Origin of the sequence: Methanobacterium sp. (assembly GCF_038562635.1) — an archaeon.
GTDB lineage: Archaea > Methanobacteriota > Methanobacteria > Methanobacteriales > Methanobacteriaceae > Methanobacterium_D.
The window spans coordinates 1,280,643-1,299,426 of sequence record NZ_JBCFBO010000001.1 but is presented as its reverse complement, the minus strand read 5'-3'; the positions used below and the strand labels follow the sequence as shown (position 1 = coordinate 1,299,426).

The 18,784-nt window shown below is 33.2% G+C and carries 21 protein-coding genes and 1 tRNA gene; 15 read left to right on the top strand and 7 right to left on the bottom strand.

All coding sequences use genetic code 11. The annotated features are described in order from the left end of the window. Positions 1–539 precede the first annotated feature (539 nt). The 4 genes from AAGU07_RS06465 (at position 540) to AAGU07_RS06450 (ending at position 2,363) form a co-directional block, all read left to right on the top strand. Positions 540–863, top strand: a complete 324-nt coding sequence (locus tag AAGU07_RS06465; protein WP_342458312.1) for a hypothetical protein — start codon at positions 540–542, stop codon at positions 861–863. 45 nt (positions 864–908) lie between these two features. Beyond that, a complete protein-coding gene (locus AAGU07_RS06460) occupies positions 909–1,241 on the top strand; it encodes a hypothetical protein (RefSeq protein WP_342458311.1) in 333 nt (110 codons plus the stop codon). A 379-nt stretch (positions 1,242–1,620) separates the two neighbouring features. Then, positions 1,621–2,016 carry a hypothetical protein gene (locus AAGU07_RS06455; RefSeq protein ID WP_342458310.1) on the top strand — a complete coding sequence of 132 codons (396 nt, stop codon included), beginning with the start codon at positions 1,621–1,623 and terminating at the stop codon, positions 2,014–2,016. A gap of 26 nt (positions 2,017–2,042) precedes the next feature. Continuing rightward, positions 2,043–2,363 carry a hypothetical protein gene (locus AAGU07_RS06450; RefSeq protein ID WP_342458309.1) on the top strand — a complete coding sequence of 107 codons (321 nt, stop codon included), beginning with the start codon at positions 2,043–2,045 and terminating at the stop codon, positions 2,361–2,363. An 899-nt stretch (positions 2,364–3,262) separates the two neighbouring features. On the opposite strand, the gene AAGU07_RS06445 is transcribed toward AAGU07_RS06450, so the two are convergent. Beyond that, positions 3,263–3,871, bottom strand: a complete 609-nt coding sequence (locus AAGU07_RS06445; RefSeq protein WP_342458308.1) for a DUF447 domain-containing protein — start codon at positions 3,869–3,871, stop codon at positions 3,263–3,265. Between the two features lie 185 nt (positions 3,872–4,056). Between AAGU07_RS06445 and AAGU07_RS06440 the strand changes: the two genes are divergently transcribed. After that, positions 4,057–4,344, top strand: coding sequence for a hypothetical protein (locus AAGU07_RS06440; RefSeq protein ID WP_342458307.1), 288 nt, complete (start codon positions 4,057–4,059; stop codon positions 4,342–4,344). A 22-nt stretch (positions 4,345–4,366) separates the two neighbouring features. On the opposite strand, the gene AAGU07_RS06435 is transcribed toward AAGU07_RS06440, so the two are convergent. Continuing rightward, complete coding sequence (locus AAGU07_RS06435) at positions 4,367–5,260, bottom strand: ABC transporter substrate-binding protein (protein WP_342459352.1); 894 nt, start codon at positions 5,258–5,260, stop codon at positions 4,367–4,369. A gap of 271 nt (positions 5,261–5,531) precedes the next feature. On the opposite strand from AAGU07_RS06435, the gene AAGU07_RS06430 reads away from it, so the two are divergent. Further along, on the top strand, positions 5,532–6,131 hold the full coding sequence (locus AAGU07_RS06430) for a nitroreductase family protein (RefSeq protein ID WP_342458306.1): 600 nt from the start codon (positions 5,532–5,534) through the stop codon (positions 6,129–6,131). Positions 6,132–6,220: 89 nt separating this feature from the next. Here the strand turns inward: AAGU07_RS06430 and AAGU07_RS06425 are convergent, their stop codons facing one another. After that, on the bottom strand, positions 6,221–6,496 hold the full coding sequence (locus AAGU07_RS06425) for a MoaD/ThiS family protein (RefSeq protein WP_342458305.1): 276 nt from the start codon (positions 6,494–6,496) through the stop codon (positions 6,221–6,223). Positions 6,497–6,743: 247 nt separating this feature from the next. Between AAGU07_RS06425 and AAGU07_RS06420 the strand changes: the two genes are divergently transcribed. Next, the gene (locus AAGU07_RS06420; protein ID WP_342458304.1) at positions 6,744–7,142 is read left to right on the top strand and encodes a pyridoxamine 5'-phosphate oxidase family protein; all 399 of its coding nucleotides are present in this window, start codon (positions 6,744–6,746) and stop codon (positions 7,140–7,142) included. Between the two features lie 128 nt (positions 7,143–7,270). Then, positions 7,271–7,621, top strand: coding sequence for a NifB/NifX family molybdenum-iron cluster-binding protein (locus AAGU07_RS06415; protein WP_342458303.1), 351 nt, complete (start codon positions 7,271–7,273; stop codon positions 7,619–7,621). Between the two features lie 49 nt (positions 7,622–7,670). Here the strand turns inward: AAGU07_RS06415 and AAGU07_RS06410 are convergent, their stop codons facing one another. Next, on the bottom strand, positions 7,671–8,612 hold the full coding sequence (locus tag AAGU07_RS06410) for a DMT family transporter (protein WP_342458302.1): 942 nt from the start codon (positions 8,610–8,612) through the stop codon (positions 7,671–7,673). A 349-nt stretch (positions 8,613–8,961) separates the two neighbouring features. On the opposite strand from AAGU07_RS06410, the gene cysK reads away from it, so the two are divergent. From cysK to AAGU07_RS06395, 3 genes are all read left to right on the top strand, one after another. Further along, on the top strand, positions 8,962–9,942 hold the full coding sequence (gene cysK / locus AAGU07_RS06405) for a cysteine synthase A (RefSeq protein WP_342458301.1): 981 nt from the start codon (positions 8,962–8,964) through the stop codon (positions 9,940–9,942). Positions 9,943–10,030: 88 nt separating this feature from the next. Further along, positions 10,031–10,744, top strand: coding sequence for a serine O-acetyltransferase (gene cysE, locus AAGU07_RS06400; RefSeq protein WP_342458300.1), 714 nt, complete (start codon positions 10,031–10,033; stop codon positions 10,742–10,744). A gap of 249 nt (positions 10,745–10,993) precedes the next feature. Next, positions 10,994–11,389 carry a transcriptional regulator gene (locus AAGU07_RS06395; RefSeq protein ID WP_342458299.1) on the top strand — a complete coding sequence of 132 codons (396 nt, stop codon included), beginning with the start codon at positions 10,994–10,996 and terminating at the stop codon, positions 11,387–11,389. 145 nt (positions 11,390–11,534) lie between these two features. Here AAGU07_RS06395 and cysS read toward each other — a convergent pair whose 3' ends face one another. Beyond that, positions 11,535–12,908 carry a cysteine--tRNA ligase gene (cysS, locus tag AAGU07_RS06390; protein WP_342458298.1) on the bottom strand — a complete coding sequence of 458 codons (1,374 nt, stop codon included), beginning with the start codon at positions 12,906–12,908 and terminating at the stop codon, positions 11,535–11,537. A gap of 144 nt (positions 12,909–13,052) precedes the next feature. Further along, positions 13,053–13,123 (bottom strand) — tRNA-Cys (locus AAGU07_RS06385). Between the two features lie 557 nt (positions 13,124–13,680). Between AAGU07_RS06385 and AAGU07_RS06380 the strand changes: the two genes are divergently transcribed. The 4 genes from AAGU07_RS06380 (at position 13,681) to nifU (ending at position 18,355) form a co-directional block, all read left to right on the top strand. Then, entirely contained in the window at positions 13,681–14,988 is a 1,308-nt protein-coding gene (locus tag AAGU07_RS06380) for an O-acetylhomoserine aminocarboxypropyltransferase/cysteine synthase family protein (protein ID WP_342458297.1), read from the top strand. Between the two features lie 71 nt (positions 14,989–15,059). Beyond that, positions 15,060–16,529: a homoserine O-acetyltransferase gene (locus tag AAGU07_RS06375; protein ID WP_342458296.1), complete on the top strand. Its 1,470-nt coding sequence runs from the start codon at positions 15,060–15,062 to the stop codon at positions 16,527–16,529. Positions 16,530–16,732: 203 nt separating this feature from the next. Next, positions 16,733–17,908 carry a cysteine desulfurase NifS gene (nifS, locus tag AAGU07_RS06370; RefSeq protein ID WP_342459351.1) on the top strand — a complete coding sequence of 392 codons (1,176 nt, stop codon included), beginning with the start codon at positions 16,733–16,735 and terminating at the stop codon, positions 17,906–17,908. Positions 17,909–17,935: 27 nt separating this feature from the next. After that, positions 17,936–18,355, top strand: a complete 420-nt coding sequence (nifU, locus tag AAGU07_RS06365; protein ID WP_342458295.1) for a Fe-S cluster assembly scaffold protein NifU — start codon at positions 17,936–17,938, stop codon at positions 18,353–18,355. Between the two features lie 14 nt (positions 18,356–18,369). On the opposite strand, the gene AAGU07_RS06360 is transcribed toward nifU, so the two are convergent. Next, positions 18,370–18,784: MOSC domain-containing protein (locus AAGU07_RS06360; protein ID WP_342458294.1), on the bottom strand; the 415-nt coding region annotated here is incomplete at its 5' end.

The following is an 18,784-nucleotide window of genomic DNA, read 5'->3' as shown; positions in this document are numbered from 1 at the left end:
TTGGTGTCCTCAAAATTCAGAATGAATTTTGATAACTTCCAAACAATCTTTGATTTTTGGGTTCGGAAATGTTTACAAAACCTAGGATTTTGTAGGGCGAAAATTTTTGATTTTCGCATGCTATGTATTTCCTCAATTCCATTATCTATTGGCATTTAAATTGCCTATAATATTGTTAATTGTGATTTGCAACAAATTATAATTGAAATCTTACTTTGAATGTTAATTTTTATGAATCAAGTAACTATTATATCTTTATATAAAAAAATTTAGATAGTGTGATAACACGCACAAAAATATTGAAATGTAATTGAAATTAGCTAATTAACTCTAATAGAGTTTAAAATGTCATTTTATTTATAAATATACGAAATAATGTGTTTATTTTTAGGATTTACATTTTTTTTAAATTTTAAAATTTTTAGATCATATTAAACAAGCAAATAATTAGAATAGGGGTATTTTTAAGAAAAAAAGATAATTTTGAACCTTTTTAAAGATCAAAATTTTATTAATGTATTAAAAAACAAACTTATACTATGCATCAACGAAATGAAGAAAACTTAACAAAAAAAATCAAGGAACTAAAAAAGGCACAGAAAGAATATGAGGATACATCTAAAGAAATCGTTAAAACCCTCAAAGAACTTAAGAAATCACAAGAGGGGTATATAAATTTGATAAAAGAACACCAGAAATACTGGCGCAGTGAATTAGAAAATACTGAATATTATGACACTTCACGACGTAAAAAACTTGAAAAAACATTAGAAAATGAAGAGATAATCCTAAAAAAACTCGAAAAAGCGTTGAAGCATACCGAAGGAAGAATTGAATTTCATAAAAAATACAATGGTCACTAAATATTATCATATAATCAAGTCTTTGAGGATTTATGAGATGGGAATATGCATGATGAAAAAGAGAGGATAGATAAACAAGTCCTTAAACATGATACATTAGCAGAAAGAATGCAAAAAACTCGTGATGAAATAATTAAAACATACAGGGAACGAAAAAAATCAGAAAAAGAATTTTTAGAGATTATAAAAAAACAAAAAAAATACTGGGAAGACCAGTTAAGGGTTACTGATCCTCAAAAAGATAAAGAAAGATATGATGAACTTAAAGAAAAAATAAAAAACGAAGAAACACTTATTGGGCAAATTAAAGATGAATTAAACAGTATAGATAAAGAACTTGGGAAGGAAAAAGAACATAAAGAAAAAGAACACAAATAATCTTTTCATGCTTAATGCAAGTGCTGCTTGAGATAGCCAGTGAGCAAAACTCCACTATAATATTTCCCTGCACTTCATGTCAACAGTTAAGGACTTAAAAGACTTCATGGAATCAGAAATAAAACCTAAATAAAACTATAATTCAAAAACATCTAATAAGATATATACTAAAACAATAAAAAAGGCTATTTATTGTTCTTTTATGTTTTACGTACATTTGTTCAGAAGTCCACTATTTATTGAATATAAAAGAAATGATTTAGTTTCAGAATTTTTCAACCAGATTAGACATAAACTCATTTGTTGTTTTAACATCTAAATCTGTTAATTTATGAAATATTAATAATATTGAAATAGTATTTTTTACTATAATATATTCATGACCACAGATAAACCAGATCTAAGTAAGATTGAAGAATCATTTACAGATATGATAAACCATTTTGAAACGTCTGCAAGTACTTCATTTATAAAAGGCATGGTTGATCCCACTATTATCAAAAAAGGAGATTTAAAAGAAATTGGAAAATCGCTGCAGGATGTATCTGATTTTTTAATGATCAAGGCTAAAACCATGGAACTTTTGCCTTATGAATCTGAAGAAGGCGAAACAAAAATGAGATTAGACCATTATATAAAAGCTCTTGATGATATTGGAAAAGAATTAGAAAAATCTGAAGCTAAAGAATTCCATGATTACCACTGGTCCATAATAGGAATGTTAATTATAATTATATTCAGCTTATTTGACCATATTGAACATTATAGAGAATAAACTAATTAAATATTAATGTGATAATGATGTTGGAGTATACTGGAATGATGGGAGAAAAACCCACTAAGATGTGTTTTGTAGATGAAGAATCACCTAAAGAATGGAAAGCAGTAATCAACGATAAATTATCTGAATATTATGAAAATGCATACATTGATATGAAAACAGAAGGAAGTAAAAATATATTGGTCATTTTAGAGTTAAATCCTACGGATAAAGAATTAGAAAATGAGGAATACATCAGTAAACAGAAGGATGCATTTGAAAAATATTACGATGATATTCTAGAAGAGATAGGCTCATATAATCAAAGTTTGATTGAAAAATATAAAAGAAGATCATCTTAGAATCACATCTAAATGAAATTTTATTCAACATACTATGAGTTTACAAGAACTTAAGCCCAGTTTAAGTTTTCAAGCTTTTGCTTACATTTTATCTATTTCAATTATTGACCTAAACAGAAATTAAATTTTCATTGTATTCACATTCTAAATCAAAATCCTCTGGAGATTCTCCTTATTTAATTTATGGTATCTCAGGGCATTATTCAAGTAGAATAATGCATTAAACCATTATTTCCTGTTTAATAGTAACATCAAAAACAGATTAAAATAGAAAAAATAAAGTTAAATAGTGACAGTGTGTGTTCAGGTTCAAATGGTTTTAATTTCTCTTAAAATGTCAGATTATCTTAATTATATTAAAAATTAAAACGTTTTTAATGTTTATAAATGTAGCTGGCATTTAATGAATAAACTACAACAAAATAAGAATATTTTTAATTATTTAAATATTTATTTACTTTTTAGTTCAACTTTTTCATACTTCTCGCAATTTTTTATGAACGTTATTTTTAAAGATAACAATTTATAACGAAAATCCAAAAGTTTCCAGAATAAACCTGCTCCTCAAATATAATAGTATCATATTTGAAGACATTATCTTTAATAAGAAGTAATTTTTAATTAGTATTCCTAAATTAGGGTATATATCTTTAAAATTTTATAGATACGTGTTGAATTTGATATAAAAAAGAAGATAATTATTTAATTTTCATAGGGAATACTTGTGAGCTTAAATGATGTGGGTGAAAAAAAGAAGAGCATAATAAAACTTATTACATTTTTACCGCGCATTATTTCGATTGTAGTTAAATTGAGGTTCAGGATGTAGTGGTGTGTAGATGTAAGAAAAACCCTCATAAATCTATAATCTAAACTAATGATAAAAGTTGAAATACAGTTTAGAGTCTGCTGATTATCTTTTTCATGGCTTTCTTATGTTCTTTACTTCCAACACGGGTTACAAGTCTTGACATTTCATTAATTCTTTCTAAATACAGCTGTGCGGTTTTATTATCAACAATGTTTATTCGGCATAGATATATTAAAGATTCTATTATGGCAAAATTTGCTCTATTGAGCGGTTCTACATTTTTATTTTTAATTATAATTTCATTTACTTTTGCAGTTATTATTGTTAATTTAGAATTCCCTATTTTATGTCCTTTTTCAATTTCTTTGGATTTAATTACAGTTGCACTAAAAAATGCATCGGTGTTAGTTATATAGAAATCATTTAAGTGATTTTTAAAACAATCGGGGGAAAGCTCTCCCACAATACTTTTGGTAAAAATAGTTGGATCTTTTAAAATGTTAACAATGAAATGTCCATTATTTTTAATATTTTGGAGAGTGTGTATAGCTTCCGAAAGATATAATATAATTTTAGATCCATTTTTGCATACTATGCCTACGGGGGCTGCATTAGGAGTTCCATCACTATTTTTAGTAGTTATAATGGTTTCATAGAGTAATCCATTTTCCATTTTTATACTGCTTAAATCTTGCATTAAATCACCTTCATGTATCATTAATAGGATTTCCTTTGAATCGTTCTTTTTGATTAATTTTGCAGGATATATAAGAGTTATATACAAACTTTTGTAATTTAGATCTATAAACTTTTATAATTTGTTAGATCTCTGTAAAAACTCTATTAACAATTTTTTTATAATTATTAAAACATAATATACACATGTCTCCAAAAGATTATAATAAAAAAGTGAATGAAGAAACCAGCAGAACCCGTATTAGTAGACTCAAAAATATGAAACGCGTTGAAATGGAATATTTAGATGCAGTTAAAAAACAGATGGGGTACTGGAATAACCAGATAAATGCAACTGATCCGCAAGAAGATGAAGATAGATATAATGAACTTAAAAATAACGCTGAAAATGAAAAAGAACATATCAAACAGGTTCAGGATGAATTAAATAGAATAAATCAAGAAATTGAAAGGGAACTGAACATCCGGAGGTAAATACGGGGAACTATAGGGTTACTTAGTAATGAGCAGGCTCGGGGTGAACTTTTTTAATAAAATTAAGGTTAAAAATATTTTCCTGATTTAGATCCCATTTCATATAGCCTAATCTCTGTAGAACTGGAATAAATTTAAGTGTGGACTTTATATAGTCATCAGGAATGCTTGCACAGTACTTTGGAGATATTTTATATGTATCAAGTACAAAATCTTCATCAACAACTTTAACTTCTTTTAAAGCTATTTCTGCAGCCTGTTCTGGATGTAATCTTATTAAGTTACATGCCTCTTCATGGGCTTTCAGAAAGTCGGTTATAAATTCCGGCGATTCATCAATTAATTCTTCTCTTACCACTATTCCGTAACTGGGATTGTAAGGCCACAACTTATGTGGGGGAATAATGATGTTTGAATCAAATCTTCTTGAGGTGACTGATGCAAGGGACGGTGTTCCAACACCAGCTGATATTTCTCCTTCTTCTATTGCATCTGGTATAAAATCTGCCCATGCAAAATTTTTAATTTCAATATCAAGATTTTTAGTTAGTTCACGTATTATCACATCGTGTATACATCCTTCAGATGGTGTTCCGATTTTCTTGCCTTCAAATTGTTTTAAAACAGCACTTACACTGCTTAATTCATCAAAAGTTTTATAATAGTGGGGAGCAACCATTACTGTTCCTTCTACATGCCCTCCGCCAACACACTTAACCTTTAAACCATTTTGAATCCCAATCATGACTGGAGGGAGGCCAATATAACCTACGTCCAGATCTCCTGAAGCAAATGCATCTTTCATTGCAGGTCCTGTGGCAAACAGGGACCATCCTAAATTATAATCATTTAAATCCCCTAAAGGTTCATTTTTCAGGATAAATGATGTGTGGTATATGGTTGATAGGTAACCTATGTGGATGAATAATTCCTCCTTATTTTAACACTGCATCTATATAACAATTGTTATATTTTATTATATAAATTTTACCTATGAAAAATTGGAAAAAAACAGATTGATAAATATCCATGAGCTATTAAATAATTTCTGGTTGATTTTTTGTATTTTTAAATTATTTGGGCATATTTGGGTTTGTAAAGTATTTACTTACGATATAACATTTTTTAAATAATTTAAAGTTCATAAATAATATTGATTAAAAAATAAAAAGGTGAGTGAAGTATTAATGGAATTTAAAGAATTGGTACAGAAAAGGTATGCTGCTAGAGTATATGAAGACAGAAAAATTGATGATGAAAAAATAGATGAGATCCTTGAGATGATAAGGTTTTCGCCATCTGCACTTAACTTGCAGCCGTGGAAAATCAAAGTCGTCGCAGATGATGAATTAAAGGAAGAAATGTACGAGAATTCAATGGATCAAAAGCATATAGCTGAATGTTCTCATGTACTGGTATTCTGTGCTAATACAGACCTGCCAGGATTGGCTGAAACGATAATAAATGGTATGAAAGATGCAGGGGCACCTGAAGAAACTATTAAATTCTACCAAATGGCTGCAAATAATTTAACTGGCCGCATTCCTCCAGAGGCAAGACTATGTGAGGCACAGAAGAATGTTTTTATTGCAGCAACACAGGGAATTTACGCTGCTAAATCACTGGGCATAGATTCTTGTATTGTTCAAGGATTTGATCCTGCTGCCTATTCTGAGATTCTGGATCTTCCATCTAATGTTGTACCCACTGTACTTGTTTTGCTGGGATACGGTGCAGACGGCCCAAATCCAAAGGTAAGATTCCCAAAAGAGGATATTTTACTTTAAATTATATTTTTTATTTTTAAAATGAGTATATTGAGATTCTGGATTTAAAAATGAATTTTTAAAAATTAACTGAAAAATAGTTAAATGGACTATCCCCCTGCGATAGTCTGGAAGATTACAACTTCATCGTTATCTCCGACGTTTGATTTTAAGCCGCCACTTGACTCTACATCTTCGCCGTTTACGATTATTTTCATGTAATCTCTTAAATTTCCTTCTTTATCAAATAAAGCATCTTTAAATTCATTCCCGTATTTTTCGGTGAGGGTGTTCATTAGGCCTGAAATACTCCCGTTGTGTTCAATGGATACAGACCTTTCTCCTGTAATGTCTCTAAATCGTGCTAAAAATTTTACATTAACCATAATATTTCTCCTGATTTGACTGATTTAAAAAATATGTAAATTTAAATTGATATCAACCCAAATTTTGTACTATTTGATTTCAAGTGGACCTCTTTTATAACTATAGTTATAATCCTTATAAATTTTATCATGGTGATTTATGTTATTCAATGTTTTTAGTCAATTTCAAATTAAACTGTTTATTTAAGATAATTTCTGCAAAACTGTTATATATTAACGATTGTTATAAATATTATAGGTGATTTAGATGGTAATGACTGAAGAAATGATGGAAGCTATAGAAAAAGATAACGTGATTTTTCTTGCAACTGCAACTGCAGATGGAATACCTAATGTTGTTCCAATTGGATTTGCAAGGCCGGTTGACAATAAAACAGTAATGATCGTGGATAACTACATGAACAAAACCCACAAAAACCTTGAAAATAACCCAAAAGCAAGTTTGGTACTGCGAGATGCTTCAGCATGCCCTTATCAGTTTAAGGGGACTGCCCAAATAATTGAAGAAGGTAAATACTTCGATGAAGCAGTTGACTGGGCAAGAAGTGTTATGAGCAAGCTTGAACCCAAAGCAGCAATTTTACTTAAAGTAGAAGAAATTTACTCTGTACAACCTGGCCCAGAAGCAGGTAAAAAAGTGGATTGAGAACTTATGTTCTTAATTTTTTAGCAGGTTGTGTTGTTTAACTAAAATTTTAAGTTTTCTAACTTTTTAAAATTAAAACTCTAAATATAGTAAGTAGTATATTAATATATTAATATTGAGGTCTAAACATGTCCCATAAATTGGCAATTGCAACTAGCGATGGAAAGTTTGTAAACCAGCATTTTGGTAGAGCAAATCAGTTTTTAATAGTAGAACTTAAAGATGACGGTAGCTATGAAGTTCTGGAGCTTCGAAAGAACACACCTTCATGCAATCCCTCAGGTGGAAGTACCACTGAAGACACCATAAAAATAATTTCAGATGTTGACGGTGTGCTGGTCAGCCAGGTAGGCCGTGGAGCTGGAGATAAACTTATTGCAAATGGAATTCAGCCTGTAATAATACCTATGTTGATAGAAGATGCCATAAAGAAAATATATGAGTTAATTCAGGAAGAGCCTGAAGAAGAAAACTCATAAAATACTATTTTTTAAATAAATTCTATTTTAAAACGAAATTGTAGTCAATTTAATGATTATTTTCAATATTTTTGGCCCTGCTTATTATGCCGCCTCTGCGCTCTGCCTCATATATTCCATATATGATGAGAAATGTTCCAATTATTGTGTAAATTGTTATATGTTCTCCTAATATTATTGCAGCTAAAGCCACTCCAGATAGCGGTTGAACATATATAAACAATCCTGCAATTGAAGCAGGCAGCTTTTCTGTACCGTGGTTGTACAGTAAAAATGCAATAAGGGAACAGAAGATCGTAAGGAATCCCATTGCTATCCATGTGGATCCAGTGAACTCTGCAGGAGATAATCCAGGTGATAAGAGATAAAATGGGATTAATTCAAGTGCTCCAAATATAAAAGTATAGTTAAGTACTGTAAGCGCGGAATACTTTTCATTTATTGGTTTTCCCATGACAGTGTATAAAGCCCAGACTATATTGGCCATGATAGCTATGGCATCACCTAAAAGATTGGTGGGGACAGCTAAACTGCCGTTTGTAATTATGAACGTTACTCCTATAAACCCCAGTAGCGCACCAATGGATTTATGTCTGGTAATTTTTTCTTTAATTAAAACAGCCGACGCAAAAATTATAAAAAACGGAGAGAGGCTGAATATAAGTGTGAAACATGTTGCTGTGGTGTATGCTAGTGAAGTTACCTGCAGTAAAAATTCAAGGGGGATACCCATAAAAGCCAGTACTGTGATGTATGGCAAATCTTTTTTATCAATCTTCAAGGCTTCAGTACCTTTCCATAACACTGTAGCAATGATTAAAAGGGGCATAGCTGTGATAAACCTCAGGGCAACAATTTCAAAGGTTCCCAGCTGCAGCTGTGCAATTTTAACAGCCACTCCTGAAGCGCCCCAGAAAATATTGGTGAGAATGAGGCCAGCAATCACCAGCGATGTGTTGTTGTTCCTTATAGACTTAACTTGTTTATTCATAAAAATCTTCAATTAAATTGGATAATGAATACTTTAAAAGCGAGAAAAGTATAGTATGGCGGGAGCTTGTATTTAAACTTTGTATTAATTGGCGACTTTTCTGATGATTTTCACTATAAATTTAAAATCCGCTGGCTTTTGGTAACATGAATAATGTTTTCCAACTTTTAGTAACTTAACGATCGTTAAGTATTTATAATAATTGCACACTAATGATGATTATAACTATTGTTATATGTGGGCATCCTCCACAATATCTTCATAATTATTACTTAACAATTGTTATATATAACAATAGTTATATAAAACATAAAAAACAATAAAAAATGGATGAACTTAAGGTGAAAAAATGGTAAATATACCTGAATTAACAAGAGGAATAGCAAATGACGCAACTGAACTTATAGGAAATACTCCTTTGGTCAGGTTAAACAGAGTTACAGAAGGTGCAGAGGCAGAAGTCGTTGCAAAACTTGAATCGTTTAACCCAATAAGCAGTGTAAAAGATAGAATTGGTGTGGCACTGGTTGAAGCTGGGGAAGAAGCGGGAGTCATAAACAAAGACTCAGTTATAATTGAACCTACCAGTGGAAACACTGGAATTGCACTTTCATTTGTTGCCGCAGCGAAAGGATACAGATTAATTCTTACAATGCCAGATACGATGTCTGTAGAACGTAGAAAATTATTGGCATTATTTGGAGCTGAAATAGTACTTACTCCTGGTGCAGGTGGAATGCCTGGGGCAATAGCAAAGGCCGAAGAGCTTGTTAAAGAAATACCAAATGCAGTAGTACTTCAACAGTTCAAAAACCCTGCAAATCCTAAAATTCACAGGGAAACCACCGCGCAGGAAATATTAAGGGACACTGACGGTAAAGTAGATATCGTGGTGGCAGGTGTAGGTACTGGTGGAACAATAACAGGTATTGCAGAAGTTTTAAAAGAACATAATCCTGATCTTAAGGCCGTTGCCGTTGAACCTGCAACTTCTCCCGTACTATCTGGGGGGAAATCCGGACCTCACAAGATTCAAGGAATAGGTGCAGGATTTATTCCTGATGTATATAAACCAGAATTAGTAGATGAAGTCATTCCAGTAAAAGATGAAGATGCGGCAGATACACTGCTCAGACTTGCAAGGGAAGAAGGAATCTTTGCAGGAATTTCTTCTGGAGCTGCCACATGGGCTGCTGTCCAGCTTGCAAAAAGAGAAGAAAATAGGGGTAAAAGAATTGTTGTAATTCTCCCTGATACTGGAGAAAGGTACTTAAGTATGGAATGGGTATTTGAAAAAATCTTCCATACAGCTGAAGGTGTTCAACTTTAAGTAAAAAAATATTCAAATATAAAGACATACGATACCTACTACGTATGTCATAATTTTGTTTTTAATAACTGAGTAGGAGGCCAATATCATGTTTGAAAGGATCAAAGAGGATATAGAAATGGTGATGCTGAGGGATCCAGCAGCAAGAAGTAAACTAGAAATATTTCTCACATATCCCGGACTTCATGCTATATGGGGGTATGAAATAGCTCACTGGTTCTGGATTCGTAACCATCTATTTACCGGGCGATTTATATCTGCACTGGCCCGCCTACTAACCGGTATTGAAATACATCCTGGTGCAAAAATTGGAAAAAGAGTCTTCATCGATCACGGGATGGGTGTTGTAGTTGGAGAAACTGCAATTGTAGGAGATGACGTATTGATCTACCAGGGCGTTGTACTTGGCGGAACAAGCCTCGAAAGGAAAAAAAGACACCCTACAATTGGAAGTGGGGTTGTTATAGGCTCTGGAGCTAAAATAATAGGGGATATTTCCATTGGGGACTGTTCTAAGGTTGGTGCGGGGTCGGTGGTTTTAAAATCAGCCCCACCAGGATCTACTATAGTTGGAATACCTGGAAGAAATGTTAAAGAGAAAAGGAAATGCGCTATTGATCTTGATCATGGAGAATTGCCTGATCCAATTGCAGAGGTAATTAGACTTATTCTGCAGCGTCAAGATGAAATGGAACTGCAACTTAAAGCATTGGGACTATCTACGACAACTGTAAATGTAGATGAGTTATTTAATAAAAAATCAGAAATCGAAGAAATATTTTCAGAAGGTGCAGGCATCTAATTATATTGCTTATTTTTTTAAGACATAAGGGTATCTTAATTTTATAGTTTACTTAATTTAATAATCTTAATACTAAATTAAATCTATTTAAATTGATTTGTATATAACGAGTTAATACCGTAAAATGTGTAAGACTTATAACATATGTTATATTATATACTATAACGGCGTTATTTAATTTTTTAACTTACAAAACTAATTAACTAAATAATTAAATTTTAAAATAATATATTTAACGAGGGTGATAAAATGAGACCACCATGTGAAATAGTTGTATGGTACGTAATTCCAAGTATAAGGTCTGAATTAGCTAAAGAGCTTCTTAAATTAGGTATAAAACAAAAAAGGATTTCTGAGTTGCTGGACATAACTCAACCTGCAGTTTCACAGTATGTAAGTGATAAACGAGGACACGGAATCAAATTTGATGAAAAGACCCAGAATATGATTAAAATGCTTGCAAAAGATCTAACGGAGCAAGAGCTTGGACCTGACCGTATCATTCAAAGAATATGTGAAATATGTAAAAATGTTAAAGCTGAAGAAATAATCTGTCAGCTGCATAAAGAAAAAGATAAAATTCCTACAGGCTGTAATGCTTGCTTGGGTTCTAATAGGGACTCAGATATGGATTACTGTATTTAATTGGAGTTATACTCTAATTAATCATTTTTCTGAAATAGGCATATTATATGCTATTTATTCTTTTTAAAACTGGATTTGAAGTAAATAAAAAAATTGCACTGTTTTTGAATTAAGTGATATCACTCATTTAGAGATTAAGAAAGGTTTATTTATCCTCTAAATTAATTCCCGCATCTCTTAACCTGTTTCTGATTTCATCTGATAATTTGTAATCTTTCTTTTTACGGAGCTCTTCCCTTACATCAATCAGGATATTAACCAGTTCATCAGAATTGCTTTTAACTGATTCTACCGAAAAAGTGAGCCCTAAAATATCTCCGAATTCATCTAATAAATTTTTTATTTCTTTAAACACGTTTTTAGAGATTTTTTCTTCATTTATTCCTTTATTTATATCTCTTACTAGATTGAAAAGCGCTGAAAGTGCAATGGGGGTATTAAAATCGTTGTCCATTGCATCTAAGAGCTCTTTTTTAGTATCTTCCAGTAATTTAAGATATTTTCCATCATTTTTGTTTTCATCAAGTATATCGCTTTCTAAAAGCTCATCTACTGTTTCCATTACTTTGTGAATCCTTTTAAGGCTGTTTTGTGACTGCATTAATGCTTCATTGCTGAAATCAATTGGACTTCTGTAATGGGTTGAAAGAACAAAGTATCTAAAGACCTGGGGGTCATATTCCTTGAGTAGTTCTCCTATTGTAATGAAATTTCCAAGTGATTTGGACATTTTCTCTCCTTTAACATTCAAAAAACCAGTGTGCATCCAGTATTTGACCATTGGTTTTTTACCAGTTGCAGATTCCATTTGTGCAATTTCTGCTTCGTGGTGGGGGAATATAAGGTCTAATCCTCCTCCATGAATATCAAACTGACCTCCAAAATAGGTTTCAGTTATTGCTGTATCTTCAATGTGCCACCCTGGCCGCCCTTTACCCCATGGAGAGTCCCATGCTGGTTCATCGTCTCTTTTTTTCCAGAGTGCAAAATCTCCAGGGTTTCTTTTTGTAGTGTCGGGATTAACTCTATGGATATTTAAATCATCAATGTTTCTGTTTGAGAGTTTTCCAAAATCTTCTAACTTGGATTCATCAAAGTAGACTCCTGTAGATGTTTCATATGCGAATCCTTTATCTAATAATGTTTGAATTTGATTTATTATTTCAGTAAGGTGCTCCATTGCCCTTGCATAATAATTAACATTGGTTACGCCTAATAGTTCCATATCTTTAAAGTAGAGGCTTTCATATTTTTTTGCAAGTTCTAATGGTTCAACTCCAAGTTCAGATGCTCTTTTGATTATTTTATCATCTATATCTGTGATATTTTCAAGATAAAAAACGCTGTATCCTTTATATTTAAGATATCTTGCAATAACATCGAAAGCAATGTAAGTTCTTCCATGCCCTATATGGGACTCATCGTAAACTGTTGGTCCACACACAAACATTTTTATTCTATTTTTGTTCATAGGCTTTAGTTCTTCTTTTTTACGGGTCATGGTATTGTATACTTTCATTATTCTGCCTCAAACTCAAGTTAAATTAAAAAAATGTTTATTATTAGATAATAAGATTAAGATAGTATTTATTAATTGTGATTTTAATCTAATTTCTGTTTAAATAAAATAGCTTTCGAAATTTACTTTTCTATTTGTATTAAAGGCCGAGATTGGGATTTGAACCCAAGTATCGTGGTCTGCAGCCACGCACCTAGCCGCTCGGTCATCTCGGCAAAAATATTTCGGCTTAGTTATTAAGTTAACGATTGTTATATAAATACTTTACCAAAGCTGATAACTATTCTGTAGTTCATAATAAATTTAGTTTTACTATGATTGGAGTAGGATGGTTGGGTATATTTCCATTTACTTAAAAATGGGCAAACCTTAAATAATAAGAAGGCAGTTATTAAATATAACAATTGTTATAGTGATTTGATCATAGAACTCTAAAAATGGCATTTAAAATCTTTAAATATTGTTTTTAGGGGTTAAATCTGTAAATGTTCAATTTAAACCTTTATTTGAATATTGGGGATATATGGGCTAAGAGGATGCATATAATCAAAGCCAACGAAAATTTTCAATTTTCGTGGCCCTCAAACATGAAATGTTTGGGGCCGAGGAAATATAACTTACGAAAAACGAAGCATTCGAAAATTCATAGAATTTTCGATGCGTCAAAATCGTAGATTTTGACAGTTTTTCGTGCTCCAAAAACCTTCGGTTTTTGAGAGTTTCCTACGGCGTCAAAATTGAAGATTTTAACAGATTTGGGAGTTGAATAAAAATGACAGAAGAAAAGAAAAAAGAACGCGGATTAAGTACATTGGGATTACATGTAGGTCAAGAAGAACCAGATCCAGCAACAGGATCAAGGGCAGTACCAATCTACTTAACATCATCATATGTTTTCAGGGATACTGAACATGCATCAAATTTATTTGGCCTTAAAGAGTTTGGAAATATATACACCAGAATAATGAACCCTACCAATGACGTATTTGAAAAAAGGATAGCTGCAATAGAAGGAGGCCATACAGCGCTTTCAGTTTCATCAGGACTTTCTGCAATATTTATTGCCCTTTTAAACGCTACTAGGTTAGGGGATAATATAGTATCTGGAGACAACCTTTATGGCGGAACATATGAACTATTAAACTACACTTTCCCTGATCTGGGGCGGACTGTAAAATTTGTTGACTCTACCAAACCTGAAGAATTCAAAAAAGCCATAGATGAAAAAACTAAGGCAATATATGTAGAATCACTTGGAAACCCAAAATTAGATGTCCCTGATTTTGAAGTTCTGGCTGAAATAGCTCATGAAGCAGGAATTCCGTTAATAGTGGATAATACAGCGGCAGTAGGTCTTTTAAGGCCAATAGAACATGGTGCAGATGTAGTTGTTTTATCTGCCACTAAATATGTGGGAGGACATGGAACCTCAATTGGAGGGGTTATAGTGGACTCCGGTAACTTTAACTGGGGTAATGGTAAGTTTCCGCAGTTTACTGAACCAGACCCAAGTTATCATGGACTTAAATACTGGGAAACATTTGGTGACTTCCCTGAACTTGGTAACATTGCATTTACGATCAGGGCAAGGGTTTTACTTTTAAGAGATTTAGGGCCAACCTTAAGTCCGTTCAACGCGTTCCAGTTCCTTCAGGGGCTTGAAACACTTGAACTGAGGGTTAAAAAACACGCAGAAAATGCACTTGCGGTTGCAAAACACCTTAAAGAACATCCAAAAGTTGCATGGGTCAATTATCCGGGACTTGAAGATAATGTAAACCATAAAATAGCAAGTAAATACTTGAAAAAAGGTTATGGTGGATTAGTTGGCTTCGGTGTTAAAGGGGGATTAGAAGCAGGCATAAAATTCATAGAAAGTGTGGAGTTATTCTCTCACCTTGCAAATATTGGCGATGCAAAGAGTTTGGTTATACATCCTGCATCCACTACTCACCAGCAGCTTACAAAAGAAGAACAGGAATGCACTGGAGTCACTGAAGACTTTGTAAGGTTATCTATTGGCCTTGAAAATGTTGAAGATATCATAGCTGACATAGATCAGGCATTATCTAAAATATAAATTAAGAGATTTCCATTGTCCAAATGAATTTAATATCATTTGGACATACAAATATTATAGGATTTAAGAAAATGAAAAAAGAATCAGTTGGGCTTGTTGAAACACAGTATTTCATTTTTCCAGATGATTTAATTTTAGAAGGTGGAAGCAAGCTTAAAGAAGTTACAGTAGCATACGAAACCTATGGTAAATTGAACAAAGAGAAGAGTAATGCTATCCTTATTTGTCATGCACTTTCTGGAGATGCCCATGCTGCAGGGTGGCATGAAGGAGATAAGAAGCCTGGCTGGTGGGATATCATAATAGGACCTGGAAAATGTTTGGATACTGGAAAATACTTTATTATCTGTTCTAATGTCATGGGAGGATGTAAAGGTTCAACCGGCCCGTCATCCATTAATCCTGAAACTGGAAAGCCTTATGGCCTTGACTTTCCAATTATTACCATTTCAGACATGGTAAAAGCCCAGAAAAAATTGATAGATCATCTTGGAATTAATCAACTTTTTGCAGTTGTAGGTGGATCAATGGGCGGGATGCAGGTACTGCAGTGGTGTATTTCTTATCCGGATATGGTCAAGCTGGCTATTCCTATAGCTACAGCAGCCCGTTCTGCCCCGCAGCAAATTGCATTTAATGAGGTAGGTAGGCAGGCAATAATATCTGACCCAAAATGGAATGATGGCTCTTATTATTCTGGAGAAGTACCAAAAGAAGGCTTAAGTCTTGCAAGGATGATAGGGCACATCACATATCTCAGTTATGAATCAATGTATCAGAAGTTCGGTAGAAGACTTCAGGATAAAGAAAAATATGGATTCGATTTTTCAATGGATTTTCAGGTAGAAAGCTATCTCCATTATCAGGGTAACTCATTTGTTAAAAGGTTTGATGCAAACACCTACCTTTACGTAACAAAGGCCATGGATTACTTTGATTTAACTGCAAATGGATCTTTAGCTGAAGGATTTAAGGATGTAAAAGCTAAATTCCTGGTCATTTCGGTAGATTCTGACTGGCTTTACCCGCCTGAGCAATCTAAAGAAATTGTAATGGCTCTAACTGCAAATGATATTGATGTAAGCTATCACGAGATTAAATCACCCTATGGACATGATGCTTTCCTTTTAGAGTCAGGTCAGTTAAATTATATAATAAATGGTTTCCTTTCTGAAATTCTTGTTGGAGATGTTATGACGCAGGTGGCTGCTAAGATAAGCGAAGAAGCAAGTATAGATGAAGCAGCTAAACTGATGCTTGAGGAAAAGGTTACACACTTGCCAGTTATAGCAGAGGATAATAGATTAATAGGTATAGTAACTGCATGGGATATATCTAAGGCAGTTGCTTTAAAATTCAGTAAATTAGACGAAATAATGACAAAAGATGTCATAACGGCTTGTCCTGAAGACTACATAGAACTTGCAGCTGAGAAAATGAAAAAATATAATATATCTTCTCTTCCAGTAGTTGATGGGGGTAAGAGGGTCATTGGAATTATAACAACTGATCATATCAGTACGTTGATGGCCAGGGACTGATTAAAAAAATTTAACATAATCAAATTTCATATATTAATTAAGCAATTTATGATGATATGACCTTACAAAACCTTCAAGTTTACAGCCGTGATTTTAAAAAGGTTGATCATCACAAAGCGTCCATATTATACTTAAATTGATTTGTAATAAATACGAGGTTAGGAAATACGCAGTATTTTAAAAAAAATTGAGGTGAAATAATGATTTATATGGATCATTCAGCTACATCACCAGTTGATCCAGAAGTATTTGAGGCGATGAAGCCCTATTTTGTTGATAATTTTGGAAATGCATCTACTCTATATTCATTGGGTAGGGACGCAAGAAAAGCTATGGAAGCTGCAAGAGAACAGGTTGCTTCTTTAATAGGAGCAAAACCTGAAGAAGTTATTTTTACAAGCGGTGGTACTGAATCAGATAACATCGCAATTAAAGGTACTGCATACCGCCTGAAAAATAAGGGAAATCACATAATTACAAGTGCTATAGAACACCCTGCAGTAAGGGAAACATGCAAATATTTGGAAAAAAATGGCTTTGAAGTTACATATCTCCCTGTTTACGAAGAAGGTACTGTTCGAGTATCTGATCTGGAAGATGCAATAACTGACAAAACCATTCTTATTACAATCATGCACGCCAACAATGAAATTGGAACCATCCAACCAATATCAGAAATTGGTAAGATAGCAAGGGAAAATAAAATTTATTTCCACACTGACGCTGTACAGACCGTTGGTAAAATTCCAGTGAACGTGGAAGAAATGAATGTGGATATGCTGTCGCTTTCAGCGCATAAAGTTTATGGCCCAAAGGGAATTGGGGCATTATATGTTAAAAAAGGAGTTAGATTAGAACCTATAATTCATGGAGGGGGACATGAAAAAGGATTAAGGCCAGGGACAGAAAACGTATCTGGAATTGTTGGACTTGGTAAAGCCTGTGAACTTGCAGAAAAAAACCTGCTTGAGGATTCGAAATATATAACAAATTTGAGGGACAGATTAATAGATGGAATACTGGATTCTGTAGAACAATCTTACCTGGATGGACACAGAACAAAAAGGCTCCCAAACAACGTGAATTTGAGATTTACAGGTATTGAAGGTGAATCTTTGGTATTACACCTTGATTCAAAAGGAGTTGCTGCTTCAACTGGTTCTGCATGTTCTTCAAAGAGTTTAGAACCATCACATGTTTTATTAGCACTTGGTTTAGAACACGTTGAGGCACATGGATCTCTGCGTTTAACTCTTGGAAAAGAGAACACTGAAGAAGAAGTGGATTATGTCATAACTGCAGCTAAAGAAGTCGTTGAAACCCTTAGAAAACTTTCTCCACTTTGGTGTGAAATACCTGGGGCAGAAAGGAGAGAATAAATTAATTTAAGCTTAGAGGTTGATTATATGTATAGTGACAAAGTAATGGACCATTTTCAAAATCCAAGAAATGTTGGTGAAATAGAAGATGCAGATGGTGTTGGAACCGTGGGAAACCCTACTTGCGGAGATTTAATGACTATTTATATTAAAGTTAAAGACAATGTTATTGAAGATGTTAAATTTAAAACCTTTGGATGCGGGGCAGCTATTGCAACAAGCAGTATGATAACAGAAATGGCAGTTGGAAAGACAATCGAAGAAGCACTGGAAATTACAAGAAATGATGTTGCAAATGAGCTTGAAGGTCTTCCACCAGTTAAGATGCACTGTTCAAACCTTGCTGCAGATGCATTACATGCTGCAATTGATAATTACAAGGAAAAAAAAGGGGAAAAGAAAAAGGAAGAACCTGAAGGTAAAGATATTTGTCCAAGTTGTGGATGAATAATTTTATCCTCCTACTTTTGAACTATTTCTATTTTATCCCCTATTTTAACCCTTCCGCCAATTAATACCCTTGCAAAAATACCTTCTTTTGGCATTATACAGTCTCCAGCCTGCTGATAAATAGCACAACGGGTATGGCATTCCTTACCAATTTGAGTTATCTTAAGAATTACTTCTTCACCTACAGATATATTTGTGCCTACAGGTATCGATACAAGATCGATTCCTTCTGTTGTTAGATTTTCAGCAAAATCTCCCGGATTCACATTCAACCCAATGCCTCTCATTTTATTGATACTTTCAACTGCAAGTAAGCTGATCTGCCTGTGTGTATCTCGGCTGCTGTGAGCATCACCAGCAATCCCATAGTTCTCTTTAAGACATGCATCTCTAACATTTATTTTCTTCGTCTGTTTCTTTTCACTT

What these genes read in the sequence shown, in the direction of transcription:
- AAGU07_RS06375 (WP_342458296.1), top strand. Translation starts at nt 15,060, where the DNA reads ATGAAAAAAGAATCAGTTGGGCTTGTTGAAACACAGTATTTCATTTTT.
- AAGU07_RS06440 (WP_342458307.1), top strand. Translation starts at nt 4,057, where the DNA reads ATGTCTCCAAAAGATTATAATAAAAAAGTGAATGAAGAAACCAGCAGA.
- AAGU07_RS06415 (WP_342458303.1), top strand. Translation starts at nt 7,271, where the DNA reads ATGTCCCATAAATTGGCAATTGCAACTAGCGATGGAAAGTTTGTAAAC.
- AAGU07_RS06395 (WP_342458299.1), top strand. Translation starts at nt 10,994, where the DNA reads ATGAGACCACCATGTGAAATAGTTGTATGGTACGTAATTCCAAGTATA.
- cysS (WP_342458298.1), bottom strand. Translation starts at nt 12,908, where the DNA reads ATGAAAGTATACAATACCATGACCCGTAAAAAAGAAGAACTAAAGCCT.
- AAGU07_RS06425 (WP_342458305.1), bottom strand. Translation starts at nt 6,496, where the DNA reads ATGGTTAATGTAAAATTTTTAGCACGATTTAGAGACATTACAGGAGAA.
- AAGU07_RS06380 (WP_342458297.1), top strand. Translation starts at nt 13,681, where the DNA reads ATGACAGAAGAAAAGAAAAAAGAACGCGGATTAAGTACATTGGGATTA.
- cysK (WP_342458301.1), top strand. Translation starts at nt 8,962, where the DNA reads ATGGTAAATATACCTGAATTAACAAGAGGAATAGCAAATGACGCAACT.
- AAGU07_RS06445 (WP_342458308.1), bottom strand. Translation starts at nt 3,871, where the DNA reads ATGCAAGATTTAAGCAGTATAAAAATGGAAAATGGATTACTCTATGAA.
- AAGU07_RS06455 (WP_342458310.1), top strand. Translation starts at nt 1,621, where the DNA reads ATGACCACAGATAAACCAGATCTAAGTAAGATTGAAGAATCATTTACA.
- AAGU07_RS06410 (WP_342458302.1), bottom strand. Translation starts at nt 8,612, where the DNA reads ATGAATAAACAAGTTAAGTCTATAAGGAACAACAACACATCGCTGGTG.
- cysE (WP_342458300.1), top strand. Translation starts at nt 10,031, where the DNA reads ATGTTTGAAAGGATCAAAGAGGATATAGAAATGGTGATGCTGAGGGAT.
- AAGU07_RS06420 (WP_342458304.1), top strand. Translation starts at nt 6,744, where the DNA reads ATGGTAATGACTGAAGAAATGATGGAAGCTATAGAAAAAGATAACGTG.
- AAGU07_RS06465 (WP_342458312.1), top strand. Translation starts at nt 540, where the DNA reads ATGCATCAACGAAATGAAGAAAACTTAACAAAAAAAATCAAGGAACTA.
- AAGU07_RS06450 (WP_342458309.1), top strand. Translation starts at nt 2,043, where the DNA reads ATGTTGGAGTATACTGGAATGATGGGAGAAAAACCCACTAAGATGTGT.
- nifU (WP_342458295.1), top strand. Translation starts at nt 17,936, where the DNA reads ATGTATAGTGACAAAGTAATGGACCATTTTCAAAATCCAAGAAATGTT.
- AAGU07_RS06460 (WP_342458311.1), top strand. Translation starts at nt 909, where the DNA reads ATGCATGATGAAAAAGAGAGGATAGATAAACAAGTCCTTAAACATGAT.
- AAGU07_RS06430 (WP_342458306.1), top strand. Translation starts at nt 5,532, where the DNA reads ATGGAATTTAAAGAATTGGTACAGAAAAGGTATGCTGCTAGAGTATAT.